Here is a 15,205-nt window from a genome sequence, read left to right on the forward strand (position 1 = left end):
AGGAAGTTAAATGAGAGACGTAGTAATCGTAGCAGGATGCCGTACCCCGATCGGTACCATCGGTGGTCAGTTTAAGACACTTGCACCGGTAGAATTAACCATTCCGGTTATGCAGAATCTGATAAAAAGAGCAGGCATTGATCCGGTGATCATTGACGATGTCATCTGGGGATGCAACTACCAGAGAACTTACAAAGAAAATAACCTTGCCCGTGTAGCAGCAGTAAAAGCAGGTCTGCCTGTAACTGTACCGGGTATTACCATCCATAGAAACTGTACCTCATCCATGTCTGCCATCCAGATGGGATTTTATCAGATCCGTGCCGGAGAAGCAGAGTGTATCATGGCAGGAGGTTCTGACAGCATGAGTACCGCACCACATATGGTATTCAATGCCCGTTACGGACAGAAATACGGTCATATGGAGATGCGTGATTCCATGTGGGATTCCCTGACAAATCTGGGTGTTGGACCGGCTATGGGTATCACAGCAGAGAACGTAGCTGACAAATACGACATCACAAGAGAGCAGATGGATGCATATTCTCTCCGTTCTCAGCAGCGTGCAGTAGCAGCCATCGATGCAGGACGTTTTGAGGAAGAAATCATTCCGGTTACTGTAAAATCCAGAAAGAGCGAGACTGTTTATACCGTAGATGAGTATCCGAAACGTAACGCCACGTTAGAGGGACTTCAGAAACTGAAACCTGCATTTAAAGAAGGCGGAAAAGTAACAGCAGGAAATGCTTCCGGTATGAATGATGCTTCTTCCGGTGTCATCCTGATGTCTGAAGAAAAAGCAAAAGAACTTGGCTGCCCGATCATGGCAAAGGTTGTCAGCGTAGCTACAACAGGTGTAGAGCCTGAATTAATGGGAATCGGACCGATCAGCTCCACAAAGAAAGCACTGGAGAAAGCTGGTCTGACCGTAGATGATATCGATCTGTTTGAGATCAATGAGGCATTTTCTTCTCAGTGTCTGGCCTGCCAGAAAGAACTCGGTGTTCCGGATGAGAAACTGAATGTAAACGGTGGTGGAATTTCTCTTGGACATCCGGTAGGAGCAACCGGTTCCAGAATCGTCATCACACTGATGTACGAGCTGAAACGCCGCAAACAGCGTTACGGTGTTGCAACACTTTGCGCCGGCGGTGGAATGGGAACAACCGTTGTCATTGAAATGTGTGAATAGTAGATAATATTAAAATTATTCCTGTAAATTCAATGACTTAGAAAAAATGTACTCTCGGAATTCATCGTTTAAAAGATTCCGAAATTACATAAAAGAGCAATGGAGGATTGCGTGAAAGATTTTGAATTTTCTTTTCCAACGCAGATCATTTTCGGAGCGGATGCAGAAGAAAAAATCGGAGCTTTGTCACAGAAATACGGACATCGTGCGATGATCATTTACGGAAGCGAACGTATCCGAAACAATGGTCTGTATGACCGGCTTGCCGCAAAACTAAAGGAGTATGGAGTGATAAGCCTGCCCTTTGGCGGTATTGCCGAAAATCCGCGTCTTATAAAGGTTGATGAGGGAATAGACCTGGTGCGGAACAATGAAATAGACCTGTTGCTTGCCGTTGGCGGGGGGAGTGTTATAGATACAGCAAAGGCAATCAGCCTTGGAAGCTACTATCCCGGAGATGTCTGGGATCTGTATGAACAGAAAGCAAAAGCAACAGAAGTGCTGCCCATCGGCGTTGTACTGACGATGGCGGCAACTGCCAGCGAAGCAAACGGAGTCTCTGTTATCTGGAATGAAGAACAAAATAGAAAATGTGCATTGACGGACGCACAGGTTTGCCCGAAATTTGCACTCATGAATCCTGAATTGACCTACACAGTGCCTGCACGCCAGACGGCGGCAGGCTCTTTGGATATATTTGCACATGCATTTGAGCGGTATATTGTGCGGTCACAGGAAGGGGTATTGCGGGATCATCTGTGCGAATCCATCATGCAGACAGTGATCGAAGAACTGCCGGTTGTTTTGGCAGATCCGGCTTCCAAGGAAGGGCGCAGCGAACTGATGTGGACAGCGACCATGGCACACAGCAATATGATCGGTTTTGAAGGGGATTATGCCTGTCATGCGATTTCCCATATTTTTACGGAACTGTTTGGACTGTCCCACGGAGAGGCACTTGCAATCCTGATGCCGGCGTGGTGCTGTATGATGAGTTCGCGGGAACCGGAATTTATGAAAAAATTCTTTTCCCATGTATGGCACGCCGAAGGCGGGGATGATGAGGCGCTGCTCTGGGACGGTGTGAAGCGCTTTTACCGTTTTATCAGTAGCTGCGGACTGGCAACAACGCTGAAGGAAGCTGGATTTATTAATGTGGATACCGACCGGGTAACAGACAAAGTACTGCAGGGTGAAACGCAGTTTATTGGCGGCGGATTTCAAAAACTCTATAGACAGGACGTGAAAAATCTGATTGAATTGTGTTTATAAGATATCGACAGAACGAAAGATGAGAGGTGCATAAAATGACAGATTTGACATTAAATGCCAGACAGAAGAAGTTGTTATCGATTTTAAACGCAAGACACAATGTAGAGACAGGCAAAGAGCTGGCAGCAAAGCTTGGCGTGTCGGAACGAACCGTCCGAAACGATATCCGCGAGATCAACAGCAAATTAAAACAGTATGAAATACAGATTCTTCCCCAGTATGGAAAAGGCTACACGATATCTGTTAACAACCGTGAGGTATATCTGCAGCTTTTTTCGGAAAAAGCAAACTATGAGACGAAGGAAGACCGTATCCGAACGATGATGCTGCGGCTCATCCGGGAAAATGACTGGTATGAGCTTGGCAACCTGGAGGATGAAATGTTCGTCAGCCGGACAACTTTAGAGAGCGATATCCGCGCCATGCGGCAGCGCGTATCTGTGCGTTATCCGTATCTGCAGATCCAGCGTCAGGGAAATTATATCAAGTTTGAGAAGGATGAAATCAAGCGGCGGGCACTTCTGATCCGTCTGTATGCGGAAAACTGGGATTATGATTCCAGAGACGGAATCGTGTTAAAGCAGGATGAATTTGGCAGAGAACGTCTGGAAGAAATTCAGGATGTGTTCAAGGATGAACTTTACCGCTGTCAGACCGATCTGGATGATTTCGGACTGATTTATATGGTTCTGGCAATTGCGGTCATGCAGTTTCGGGTAAATGGCGGCAATACGATTGAAGCATTTGAGAAAAAAGGCGAGTCTCAGGGGATTGCGGCAGTCGTCCGCTACGTGCTGGATGCGTTAAAGGAACTGTGGCAGATTGAACTGCAGCAGAACGAATATCTGTGGCTTTCGGATATTTTTTATCAGATTCAGATTTTAAATACACGAAATATGACCAAGGCAGCGGTGCTTGGATACACGAGCCCGGTCTGTCATAAGATCGTTAGAGAGATGCTGCAACAGGTAAAAGCGGTGTATGGATTGGATTTTACCACAGACGACCGGTTGTTTGCCGATCTGTGTGTGCATGTACAGACCTTGAAAAACGGTATTATCGCGCCGCAGATTCAGCATCATGTCTTTGGCGATGAACTGCGGAACCGTTATCCCCTGTTGGGGGATATCTGCCACTTCTTAAAGAACTGTCTGGGACAGGAGTGTGAGGTGCTTTTAGGAAAAGATGAGGAAGATTATCTGCTTCCGTTTCTGATTTCCGCACAGCGTACACTGTATCAGAAGATCCGCGGCAAAGGGCTGTCCACCGTAGTGATCAGCCATTTCAATGGAAGCGTTACACACTTTCTGATGGAACAGCTGCAGAAATTTTACGGTGACATTTTAGATCTGTACGGACCGTATCCGGTTCACGGCAAGGAAAGGGCAAATCAGGATAAGCCTATGCTGATCATCACGACAGTTCGGATGAAGGACTTCCGGCGTCTGTTTCATGCGCCGATGCTGACGGTATCCCCGCTGTTGGATGAGGAGGATCAAGCGCGGCTGGAGCACTGTCTGACAGATATCAAATGCAAATTGTTATATCCGGAGAAAAAACGTGCGATTCAGGATTATATCCGACCGGATATGATTTATAAAATGAAAAATAAGGATAGCCTGTCCAGCGTTATCGCTGCCATTCAGGATCGTTTTTATGTAAAAAAATACATGGTAGAAAAAGTGGCAGTTGATCTGGAAAATGACTATCTGGCGATTTTACCAAATGGATTTGTGTTTATGTATCAGGAAGATGCCTATATTACAGATACAGTAGTCAGTCTGGTAAAACTGGAGCGTGCGATTTCCTGGAAACATGCCCGTAATATCCGTGCAATTATGTTTATGGCGCTTCGCCCGGAGGATCGGACGCAGCTTGGATGGTTCTATCATCTGGCATTTGAACTGGCAGGAAATATACAATTACTGGATTCGGTGATCGAAAAGGAATCTCTGGAAAATATGGATAAAAAATGAATTGGGAACTGTGTAAACGAAAAGGATTAAGTAAAAAGGAGAGGGGCAATTATGGATGCAAAATATATTAAAGCAATGAAACCGCGTGATCTGACAGAAGAAGAAAAACAGAGACCATATGCGAAACTGTTTTACAAACCACAGCCGGATATCAGTGACAGAACGAAAAAAGTACTGGCAAGCGGTGAGCCGATGGATCCGAAATATGCGATGACACCGGATAATATCCGTGAAAAAACAGTACATATCCTTCCGGAAGAAGAATGTGGATGGTGTTATCTGCCGGGCGGTGGTGCTTATGTCACGAACCGTCATGATATGCCGGGAGTCACAGTGGAGATGTACAGACACTGGTTATACTGGTGGAATGAGATTCCGGAGGAAAGCGAAATGCGTTATAAATGCTGGTGTCCGGATTCCCATCATTGCAGTGATTTCATGTGGAGTACTGAAAATATCGGAGATTATATGTTAGATCTGACACTGACAGATCCGCTGGCAGATCACCCGGAAGCCATCGGTCTGGACGAGGAGATCTGCAAAGAGGCAGGTATCCTTATGGTGGACGGTGCCAGTGCAAGGCAGAAACTGTTCAGCACAGATCTGGAAGAACACCCGGTTCCGGCAGTCGTAATGCATTTTGTTTATGATGCGCCGGATGGAATCATTATGCGAAGTCATTTCTGGATCGGTTTTCAGGCAATGGGCGGAAAACTGGTCAATGTAATGGGTGAGCGTCCAATGCCGGAGAAAGATCTGCTTATGGGACTGCTAGAGCACAACAGCAAAGAGATGAACAATCTGAGAGATCTTATGCCAATCCTGTATACAGAGTTCCGTAATAAATAACAGATAAAATAAAGTTTATGAAATTATGCTGAAAAAAGAACCGTGCGGAGGGTTGCCACACGGTTCTTTTTCTGTTGCTTTTTTATAACGTTACTATACATGAGGAGGGTATAGGAGTTATAGAGCAGGATTATTTCGGCTTGAGGCTGCCTGAAATTCCTGCCTTGATCTATATGTTATCAACAGTGGTACGGAAACTGCGTAAATCCGCATCCAGATGCTGATACATATCTAAGTAATACGGGTAGAGTTTGTCATAAACTGCTTCCCATTCCGGAACTGGTTCGATAACTTCTTTGACCGGAATCAGTTCCTTGATCGTCTGAGTCAGATCGGAGAATACACCAACGGCAGTACCTGCGATCAGGACATCACCGAATGGCACATCGCCGGAGCGCTCATCCAGAATATAGATCGGCATATGAAGCATAGATGCTTTGATCTGTGACCAGGTACGGCTTTTGGAACCGCCGCCTGTGATGCGTAAGCATTCCGCCTGTCCGCCGGCTTCTTTGATGGTCTCCATAACATGTCTGAGTGCAAATGCAGTTCCCTCAAATACGGAACGGACGAAATGTTTGCGCTCTGTGTTCAGAGACATTCCGATGAACATACCTCTTGAATAGGAATTCCAGAGTGGTGCACGTTCACCGAGCATATATGGGAAAAAGAGTAATCCATCGGAACCCGGAGCTACTTCTAATGCTTTACGGTTCAGATATTCATACACGTTAATGCCAAGTTCTTCCGCTTCTTCTTTATCAGCCTGTCCGAAGGTATCCAGATACCATTTGATGGAAGCGCCGGAAGCGTTGATCGGTCCGTCAAAAATATATGGCATGCCGTCAATGGCACATGGTTTTGTGACAACCGGAACATCGGAACGGCTCTGAACCGGAGATCCGACAAATACGAGAGAAGTTGTTCCGGAGGACTCACCTGCTTCACCAAGCTGGCTCAGTCCGGTTGCATACATGGAAGCCATTGCGTCGCTGCATCCTGCAACTACAGGAATACCGCTTACCAGTCCGGTTTCAGCAGCAGCTTCTTCGGTAACTGTACCGATGATATCTGTGATCTTGGACGGCTGTGGAAGTAATGCATTAAAATTGACATCCAGTACTTTGGCGATCTCATCAGACCATGTTAAAGAATTGATATCCAGACACTGACATCTGGAAGCGCAGTCAAGGTCGATGGTCATCTCACCGGTCAGCTTATAGTTGATAAAACCGTTTGCCTGTAACAATTTTTCTGTTTTTGCAAATGCTTCCGGTTCGTGTTTTTTGAACCAGAGCAGTTTTCCCGGTAAGAATGCAGTACTTGGCTGTCCGCCAACGATGGATACGAAATGGTCAAAACCAAGGGTATCTGTAATGTAGTTTAATTCTTCATCGGAACGGGTATCCATCCAGATCATAGCGTTTCTTACCGGATTTCCTTTTTTATCTATAGGAAGTAAGGAAATTACGTGAGAGCTGATGCTGATACCGCGGATATTTTCCACGATCTCTTTGCCAGCGGTTGTTGTTATTTCTTTAAAAACAGCTTTTGCATTGTCCCACCATTCATTTGCATCCTGTTCGATCTGGTTTGCTGCCGGAAAGATCAGGTGGCTTGGACGGGAAGCTGTTGCAATGACATTTCCTTTGGTATCCATAATGTTCGCCTTAATATTTGTGGTTCCCATATCCATACCAAGTAAATAGTTTTCTGCCATATCAGAATCCTCCTTAAATATGAACCTTAGTAAATACCTTTAATACGTATTATTTATATGATGTAAACCTTATAGGAAAGTTTTTTAAACAGGATCATTTCTATAGGGTAATCTGAGTGTCAAAAGGGGGGGAGTATCTCATATTGAAAAAGTTCAAGTCTTCATAGTCAGTAGTAGTTCCTCTTGACACTCTGATGTTATAACCACTGTAGCAAACGGCACAAAAAGTTGCAATTTATATATTTCCGTTATCTAACGGCAATATCGTGTTTGCCGCTTTTTGCCAGATTTCATATACTAGAGCCAGAACAAAGCACAAAGGCGAAAAACAAGTTGAAAAATGGAAGGAGATAATTGTTATGGCAACAATGAAGGCAGCAGTAATGTATGGACCAAATGATATCAGATATGAAGATACAGAAAAACCGGTTTGTCCTCAGGACGGTCTTATTTTAAAGATCATGGCAGTTGGTTTATGTGGATCTGATATCAGAAACCTTACTTCAGATTCCAGAAAAGGAAATTATCCTTTTATTTACGGACATGAGATCGTAGGTGTTGTAGACGAGGTTGGACCGGAGACAACAAAATATAAAGTAGGCGATCGTTTATACTTATTCCCGGGAACTTACTGTATGGAATGTGATAACTGCATCAGCGGTCACAGCGAGAACTGCGAGAACGAGCATGTAGCAAAACTTGCAGGAACAGGCGGATTCGCACAGTACATTGCAGTAGGTGGAGAGAAGATCAAATACGGCGGAATCTACCGTATTCCGGAAGGAATCAAATATGAGGCAGCAAGCCTTGGTGAGCCGCTGACATCTGTATATGCATGCGAAGACAACATCGGTGTTGGTTACAATGATGTAGTTGTTATCATCGGTGCAGGTCCGATCGGATGCTTCATGACAAAACTTGCAAAATTACGTGGTGCTAAAACAGTTATCATGATCGACATCAACCAGATGCGTCTGGATCAGGTAAAACAGTTTGGCGCTGATTACATTATCAACAGTAAAGATCAGGATCCGGTAGCAGCAGTTAAAGAACTGACAAACGGAAAAGGCGCAGACAAAGTTATTTCTGCTAACCCATCCACAGCAACACAGCAGCCGGCACTTGAGATGGTGAAAAAAGGTGGTCTGGTAGTATTCTTCGGTGGCGTTCCGAAAGGAGCTATGACAGAGCTTGATACAAACCTGATTCATTACAACAATATCTGGATCAAAGGACATTTCGGTGCTTCTTACATGCAGTCCAAAAAAGCATTTGAGCTTGCAATCTCACCGGAATTTGATGCATCCAAATTCGTTACACACAGATTACCGCTGGAAGATATTACAAAAGGTATTGAGCTGACACGTACAGAGGCAATCAAAGTTGTATTATTCCCGAACGGAATGAACCCGGATGAGGAGGCATAAAAAATGAGCAGAGAAAAGTATTGCGGCAAGCAGTTATACCCACATCTTTTCGCTCCGATCCGTATTGGTAACCTTCGTTTAAAAAACAGAATCATCGCAGCACCGACAAGCCCGAGCATGATCACAACCGATGGTCATTTCACTCCCGAAATGAACGCATATCTGGAGGAAAAAGCACTGGGTGGTGCAGCGGTTGTTACCTATGGAGAGGCGATCCCACACTCCAGGACAGGTAAATCTCACAATAAACAACTACAGTTGGATTCCTTTGGTGTAAAACAGATGATGAAAGAAAGCACCGCAGCAATCCATAACGCAGGCGGATATGCCAATATCCAGCTTTCCCACGGCGGAATGTACGGAGGACTGGCAAGTGTCGGCGGAGACATCGGATGTTGTGAGATCGCATACGGACCGAGTGATATGATGATGCCGGCAGGACCGGTAAAAGAAATGCCGAAATCACTGATCTATGAGATTGTTGATTCTTATAAAAAAGCAGCAAAACTTTGCAAAGACTGTGGCTATGACATGGTAATGGTACATGCAGCCCATGGCTGGCTGTTTTCACAGTTCCTTTCCCCTGTCATCAACCAGAGAAAAGACGAGTTTGGTGGTTCTCTGGAAAACAGAGCACGATTCCTGATGATGGTATTAGATGCCGTCCGTGAAGCTGTTGGACCGAGATTCCCGATCGAATGTCGTTTATCCGGTGATGATATGGCAGATAATGGTCTGAACCAGCAGGATTGCATTGAAGTTGCAAAATTAATTGAAGATAAAGTAGACCTGTTTAATATTTCCTGTGGAAATCACGAAGATCCGGCAATGTTCTGCAGAACACATCCATCTTCCTTCTTCCCGCGTGGCGTAAACGTTTACCTGGCAGCAGAGATCAAAAAGCATGTCAGCAAACCGGTAGCTTGTGTAGGTTCCTTAAATGATCCGGCACAGATGGAAGAGATCATCGCCAGCGGTCAGGCAGATCTGGTAGAGATCGCGCGTGGTCTGATAGCAGATCCGTACCTGCCAAAGAAAGCTCTGGAAGGCAGAGCCAATGACATCAACCCTTGTCTGAGATGTTATGAGTGTTTTGGTGAGACAGGAAAGAGCGAGACCGTAAAATGTACGGTAAACCCGACACAGGGACAGCAGTTATTCTGCAAGACAGATCCGGAGAAAGCACCGGAAGAAAAGAAACGTGTGCTGGTAGCCGGTGGTGGTCCGGCAGGTATGGAGGCAGCGATTACCGCAGCAGCCAGAGGACATGAAGTGACTCTGGTAGAGAAAGCTGACAGGCTTGGCGGCAACCTGTATCCGGCAGGAGCACCGTATTTCAAAGAAGATATCCTGAAATTATGTAACGTACTGATCCGGCGTGTGGAAGCTTCCGGTGTGAATGTTGTACTGAATACAGAAGTAACAGCAGATTATATCCGTGAGTTTGATCCGGATGCGCTGTTTGTTGCGATCGGTTCCAACGAACTGGTTCCACCGATCAAAGGAATGGATCTGCCAAATGTGATCATGGCGATCGATGCAGAGCTTCATCCTGATAAACTTGGTGAGCGCGTAGCGATCATCGGTGGTGGACTGGTAGGAGCAGAAGCAGCCGTTTCCTTCGCGCATGAAGGAAAAAAATGTTCCATCATTGAGATGAAACATGAAGTAGCAGAGGAAGTAAACTCTTTCTACCGTGGTGGATTAATGCCACATGTAAAAGAAAGCGCTGCTCTCTATACAGATACAAAAGTAAAAGAGATCCGTCCGGAAGGTGTTGTCTGTGAGAATGCAGATGGCGAATTTCTGGTAGAAGCAGACAGTGTTGTCTGTGCAGTTGGTTTCCGCGCACCGTATGCAACTGTTGACGAGTTCTGTGATCTGGTTGACGAATCCTACATCATAGGTGACTGCAACAATGTGGCACAGATCTATCAGGCAATGAATGCAGCATACTGGGCAGCAAGAAACGTATAAGAAATGAATATCCCCTCATGGGGGATATAAAACATTCAGGTAATAATAAACAAATTCATCTCAGTCTAAGATTAATCTCCGACTGAGATAAACGCTCCGCGAGAATGTGCAGTGATTCTGAGAAGAATATGTCAGCTTACACTGGCCAGAATCACGCACCAAGTCTCACATGCGTTCAACTTGAAATATAAAGGAGGACAATCCAATGGCATATAATTTTTTTGTACATAACGATCTGACATTTGGAAAAGATGCAGTTCAGGAACTGCCAAACATTCTTGCCGGCGAAGGTGTAAAGAATGTGATGATCATCTACGATGAAGGCGTAAAAGTAGCCGGAATCGCTGAGAAAGTAGTTGCTCAGGTAGAGAAAGCAGATGTAGAAATCACAATTTTTGATAAAGTTTTACCAAACCCATCCAACGAGCTGGTTGAGGAAGCAGCAGCCATCGCTCAGGAGAAAAAAATCGATGGTTTTGTAGCAGTCGGCGGCGGAAGCAGCATCGACCTTGCAAAAGCAGTAAACGTATTAATGACAAACCCGGGACCGATCGGTCAGTATGGCGGAATCGGACTGGTAAAAAATAAAGTTCACCCGCTGATCGCAATCCCGACTACAGCAGGAACATCCAGTGAGATCACAAACGTTACCGCATTGACAGATACTGTTGCAGTATGCAAATACGTTGTCATCGATAACAAATTGGTTCCAAGCCATGTTATCGCAGATCCGGAGTTCACAAGAACAATGCCGAAATCTGTTACAGCAGCAACTGGTATGGATGCCATCACGCATGCAGTAGAGAGCTACATTTCCAATATGGCAACTCCGCTGACAGAGTACAACTCCATCAAAGGTTTACAGATCTTCCGTGAGAACCTGCCGAAGGCAGTTGCAGACGGAAACGATATGGAAGCAAGAGAGAACATGATGCTTGGATGTATCATCACAGGTTTTGGCTTCTCCAATGCAAACCTTGGTCTGGTACACGGAATCGCTCATACACTGAGTGCACATTTCCACCTTGCACATGGTATGGCAAACGCAACCGTACTTCCGTATGTTATCGCATACAATGCACCGAGCTGCCCGGAGAAAATGGTAGATCTTGCAAAAGCAATCAATCTTCCGCTGACAGGCAACATCGAAGAAGATCAGTATGCACTTGCAAAAGAGCTGGAAGCACTGACAAAAGAACTTGGCATCAAACGTCTGTCCGAGCAGGGTATCAAGAAAGAAGATTTCGACATGCTTGCTGATGACGTATTAAAAGAGCCGGTACTGAACTTCAACCCACGTCAGGGTATTACAAAAGAAGACGTTCTGGCAATCTTAGAGAAAGCATACTAAGAAATGCATTCTTGAACAGTATTAAAATTTGCGTGAAAGCGCATAAGAAAACAGCTAACAAAATGGGGCAACCATTTCATATTAAACATCTCAAATTGAAAGGAAGGTATTCAAAATGAAATACGAAAAAATCAGAAAAACAGTTTTAGAGGCAATTTTAGAGGCAGTAGATCAGGGACTGATCCATGGTACATCCGGAAACATCGCTATGAGAGATGACGAGGATGATGTAATCGCAATCACACCAAGTGGAATTTCTTATACAGGAATGAAACCGGAAGATATCGCAATCGTTGACTTAAACGGAAAATGGATCGATGGACCATACAAACCGTCATCAGAGGTTCCGATGCATACAGCAGTTATGCGTGCCAGACCAGATGTAAAAGCTACTGTTCATACACACAGTATGTATGCAACCATCATGGCTATGGGTGAGAATCCGGAATTAAAACCGATCACACCGCCACAGTGCGAGTTCACACCGGTTGGAATCGTATCCTTCACAATGCCTGGTTCTAACGATGTAGCTGATAAAGTAGTAGATGCTTTGGGCGAGAAAGGCCGTGCTTGTCTGATCAAAAACCATGGTATGTTCACATGTGGTAAAGATATGAAAGCAGCTATGCATGCAACAATCTACACAGAGGAAATGGCTCAGACAACATATCTTGCAAAAGTACTTGGAACATATGAGCCAATGCCGGAAGAAGCTGACAAAGCTATGAAAGCATTAATCGCAGCTGATCAGGCAGTATAAATATCGCCATATATGCACACACGCACGAGAGGAAAGTATTCTTTAACGTGGCGCAAACAGGAAAAATGTGCCTGATGAATTTTTGATGATAAAAAGTCATGAAGCACATTTTCCTGACAATAAAAACAATGAAAATAATTGATTGATTTTGGGAGAAAAACGACATGGCAAAGAAAAAAATGGCTTTATGTACTCCGATTCCTGAGAAAGAACTGGAGGCAATCAAAGAATATTGTGATATTACAATCTGTGGTGAGTTAAAACACGGAAAAGGAAATGTGACAGAAGAAATGACAAAAGAAGAGTGCATGGGCAACGAGCTCATCGTTCTTGGTGATGAATATGCAGGTACAGATACCATCAATGCATGGGTTGACGCAGGCATGAAATTCATCGGTGTTGCAAAAGGAACACCGGTTACTGTAGATCATGATGCCATCGTAAAAGCTGGTCTGGATCTTGCATACACACCGGGTAGAAATGCGGTAGCAGTAGCAGAGTTCTGTATCGGTCTGATGATCGCTTCTACACGTAACCTTGCATTAAGCTGCGTAGGTCTGCAGAAAGGTGAGCATCTTGGTGCACCGGTAGATGATATCTACAATGTTCCGGAAGAAAAAAACGTTACATGGGGACCGCTTGACGAGAATCATCCTTACACAGATTACGGTATCGGATTTGAGTTATATGGTAAAAAACTTGGTATCGCAGGTTATGGTGCTATCGGTCGTGAAGTTGCAAAACGTGCAATGGCTTTTGGTATGGAAATTCTTGCATATGATCCATATATGCCAAAAGAGGCAGTAGAAGCTACAGGCGCTGAGTATGTAGATCTTGATACAATGCTTTCCCAGAGTGATATCGTAAGTATCCACCTTCCGGTACTTCCGTCCACAAAAGCAATTGTAAATAAGGACTGGTTCTCCAAGATGAAACCGACTGCTTATGTGATCAATACAGCCAGAGCAGCAGTTATTGATCAGAAAGACTTCGTAGAAGCTCTTGAGAACAAAACAATCGGCGGCGCAGCTGTTGATGTATATTGGCAGGAGCCGGTTCCGGCAAATCATCCGTTGCTGAAAATGAGAAATGTAACATGCACACCTCATTATGCAGGATTAACAACAGATGTAGACAACTGGTCCGGAAGAATTATGTCTGAGAACATCATGGCATACTTAAAAGGTGAGCCGGCAAAACATATCTGGAAAGTAAAAAAATAAAACAGAAATAAAAAATGTACGCTCGGAATTTTTCAAAAACGAGGCGTTCTTGAATGAAAATCTATCTCAGAATTCATCGTTTAAAAGATTCTGAGCGTACATAAAAGCCCAGGGGGGGGGGAGAACGTGACATGCGTTCTCCTCTTTTTTTTGTACTTTAACGTACTAAAATGGCATGAGATTTGCATGTTAAAATAGTAAATAAAAATGTATAGCAGGGAGGAATTTTACTATGAATGGCATTGCAAATGAACGACTGGGACAGTCATTACAGGCGTTTGAGCAGGCTTTTTCTGATTTTTTCCAGCCGGGGCAGAGTATGGAAAACAGGAGAAAAGACAGTGAAACAATGCGTTCGATTGTTGCAGAAATTTTATTTGTGTTGCAGAGGGACAAAAAAGATGCGGATTTTGTACCGCATGTACTCATGGAAAAGGAGAAACATGAGTGGTCAGACTGTGAATTATTATCGGAGGCATTGATCAACGAATATCATGTGCCGAAAAATGCAGCTCTGGCAGTTACGATGCTGGCGTGGTGCAAATATTTACTTCGGACAGATCTGGATGCAGTTGTGATCTGGGCAGAACAGGTGTGGAATGTGACCAACCGGGATATTTCACAGAGTACGGTAGCACAGGAAGGAATTGCCCGCTTTCAGGATTTTATCAGTCAGTGTGGACTGTCAGTAACACTTCGGGAATACGGATTGCGTAATTTTGACAGTCGCAGAGTGGCACTTCGAATTGCCCAGACAGATGTGGTGGAGGTTCCAACAGAAAGTGATATACAGGCAATTTATGAATTAGCGAAAGGCTAAGGAGGATTTTGAATTGAAGAAATATCATTTTAGCAGACGGCACTGGATAAATAATTGTCCGGTGTCTTTTGTTGTTTATGGGGAAATATAAACAGACAAGTTGCATCGTGGAAACAGCAGTTGTCCGAGCGCAACAACAATCAGGTAAAAGCAAAGCCGAAAATGCAAAAAACGTGTAAAAAATAGCCAAAAAAGAGAAAATAGAATTGGCACACAAATTGCATTATATATAGACATCAGGACAAAGGTCCACAAAATTTCCAAACAAAAAGAAAGGAAGAGGAAAAAATGAAGAAGAAGGCGATTAGTTTATTACTTGTTGGGGCAATGGTAGCAGCTATGGTTGCCGGATGTGGAAACGCATCATCCAATGATAATGGAGCAGCAGCAGGAGGCGACAGCTCAGCAGCATCAGAGTCAAACAGCTCAGCAAAATCAGAGGGCAGCAAAGATGGATATACCATCGCAGCAAACATCTGGGGAACAGGCGCATATCCGCTTGACATCATCGTACATGCAGATGAGAAAGCAGCAGCAGTTGCAGGAGCAAAAGTAGATGTGGCAGATAACCAGTTCACAGCAGACAAGATCGTAACAGACTTACAGAGCCAGTTAGCATCCAAACCGGACGCAGTACT

11 protein-coding genes and 1 pseudogene are annotated in these 15,205 nt (G+C 44.4%); 11 read left to right on the forward strand and 1 reads right to left on the reverse strand.

All coding sequences use genetic code 11. The annotated features are described in order from the left end of the window. Window positions 1–10: 10 nt before the first annotated feature. The 4 genes from DXB15_RS13200 (at window position 11) to DXB15_RS13215 (ending at window position 5,289) form a co-directional block, all read left to right on the forward strand. Complete coding sequence (locus DXB15_RS13200) at window positions 11–1,192, forward strand: thiolase family protein (protein ID WP_109216210.1); 1,182 nt, start codon at window positions 11–13, stop codon at window positions 1,190–1,192. A 111-nt stretch (window positions 1,193–1,303) separates the two neighbouring features. Continuing rightward, complete coding sequence (locus DXB15_RS13205; RefSeq protein ID WP_118703215.1) at window positions 1,304–2,464, forward strand: iron-containing alcohol dehydrogenase; 1,161 nt, start codon at window positions 1,304–1,306, stop codon at window positions 2,462–2,464. A 35-nt stretch (window positions 2,465–2,499) separates the two neighbouring features. Next, entirely contained in the window at window positions 2,500–4,440 is a 1,941-nt protein-coding gene (locus tag DXB15_RS13210) for a BglG family transcription antiterminator (protein WP_118703216.1), read from the forward strand. Between the two features lie 51 nt (window positions 4,441–4,491). Then, window positions 4,492–5,289, forward strand: coding sequence for a DAPG hydrolase family protein (locus DXB15_RS13215; RefSeq protein WP_109216213.1), 798 nt, complete (start codon window positions 4,492–4,494; stop codon window positions 5,287–5,289). Window positions 5,290–5,458: 169 nt separating this feature from the next. Here the strand turns inward: DXB15_RS13215 and DXB15_RS13220 are convergent, their stop codons facing one another. Then, the gene (locus DXB15_RS13220) at window positions 5,459–7,009 is read right to left on the reverse strand and encodes a xylulokinase (protein WP_118703217.1); all 1,551 of its coding nucleotides are present in this window, start codon (window positions 7,007–7,009) and stop codon (window positions 5,459–5,461) included. A 359-nt stretch (window positions 7,010–7,368) separates the two neighbouring features. Between DXB15_RS13220 and DXB15_RS17765 the strand changes: the two genes are divergently transcribed. From DXB15_RS17765 to DXB15_RS13255, 7 genes and pseudogenes are all read left to right on the forward strand, one after another. After that, a complete protein-coding gene (locus tag DXB15_RS17765) occupies window positions 7,369–8,436 on the forward strand; it encodes a zinc-binding dehydrogenase (protein WP_242979910.1) in 1,068 nt (355 codons plus the stop codon). Between the two features lie 3 nt (window positions 8,437–8,439). Beyond that, window positions 8,440–10,413 carry an oxidoreductase gene (locus tag DXB15_RS13230; RefSeq protein WP_118703218.1) on the forward strand — a complete coding sequence of 658 codons (1,974 nt, stop codon included), beginning with the start codon at window positions 8,440–8,442 and terminating at the stop codon, window positions 10,411–10,413. 205 nt (window positions 10,414–10,618) lie between these two features. After that, window positions 10,619–11,764, forward strand: coding sequence for an iron-containing alcohol dehydrogenase family protein (locus DXB15_RS13235; RefSeq protein ID WP_118703219.1), 1,146 nt, complete (start codon window positions 10,619–10,621; stop codon window positions 11,762–11,764). A 115-nt stretch (window positions 11,765–11,879) separates the two neighbouring features. Then, window positions 11,880–12,524, forward strand: a complete 645-nt coding sequence (locus tag DXB15_RS13240; RefSeq protein WP_109216594.1) for a class II aldolase/adducin family protein — start codon at window positions 11,880–11,882, stop codon at window positions 12,522–12,524. A 164-nt stretch (window positions 12,525–12,688) separates the two neighbouring features. Continuing rightward, window positions 12,689–13,747, forward strand: coding sequence for an NAD(P)-dependent oxidoreductase (locus DXB15_RS13245; protein ID WP_118703220.1), 1,059 nt, complete (start codon window positions 12,689–12,691; stop codon window positions 13,745–13,747). A gap of 232 nt (window positions 13,748–13,979) precedes the next feature. Beyond that, complete coding sequence (locus DXB15_RS13250; RefSeq protein WP_118703221.1) at window positions 13,980–14,567, forward strand: iron-containing alcohol dehydrogenase; 588 nt, start codon at window positions 13,980–13,982, stop codon at window positions 14,565–14,567. A 288-nt stretch (window positions 14,568–14,855) separates the two neighbouring features. Then, window positions 14,856–15,205: pseudogene (locus DXB15_RS13255) on the forward strand (hypothetical protein); the annotation flags it as partial.

It is taken from the genome of Roseburia sp. OM02-15 (assembly GCF_003481835.1).
GTDB lineage: Bacteria > Bacillota > Clostridia > Lachnospirales > Lachnospiraceae > Eubacterium_I > Eubacterium_I ramulus_A.

What these genes read in the sequence shown, in the direction of transcription:
- DXB15_RS13230 (WP_118703218.1), top strand. Translation starts at nt 8,440, where the DNA reads ATGAGCAGAGAAAAGTATTGCGGCAAGCAGTTATACCCACATCTTTTC.
- DXB15_RS13250 (WP_118703221.1), top strand. Translation starts at nt 13,980, where the DNA reads ATGAATGGCATTGCAAATGAACGACTGGGACAGTCATTACAGGCGTTT.
- DXB15_RS13240 (WP_109216594.1), top strand. Translation starts at nt 11,880, where the DNA reads ATGAAATACGAAAAAATCAGAAAAACAGTTTTAGAGGCAATTTTAGAG.
- DXB15_RS13200 (WP_109216210.1), top strand. Translation starts at nt 11, where the DNA reads ATGAGAGACGTAGTAATCGTAGCAGGATGCCGTACCCCGATCGGTACC.
- DXB15_RS17765 (WP_242979910.1), top strand. Translation starts at nt 7,369, where the DNA reads ATGGCAACAATGAAGGCAGCAGTAATGTATGGACCAAATGATATCAGA.
- DXB15_RS13220 (WP_118703217.1), bottom strand. Translation starts at nt 7,009, where the DNA reads ATGGCAGAAAACTATTTACTTGGTATGGATATGGGAACCACAAATATT.
- DXB15_RS13245 (WP_118703220.1), top strand. Translation starts at nt 12,689, where the DNA reads ATGGCAAAGAAAAAAATGGCTTTATGTACTCCGATTCCTGAGAAAGAA.
- DXB15_RS13210 (WP_118703216.1), top strand. Translation starts at nt 2,500, where the DNA reads ATGACAGATTTGACATTAAATGCCAGACAGAAGAAGTTGTTATCGATT.
- DXB15_RS13215 (WP_109216213.1), top strand. Translation starts at nt 4,492, where the DNA reads ATGGATGCAAAATATATTAAAGCAATGAAACCGCGTGATCTGACAGAA.
- DXB15_RS13235 (WP_118703219.1), top strand. Translation starts at nt 10,619, where the DNA reads ATGGCATATAATTTTTTTGTACATAACGATCTGACATTTGGAAAAGAT.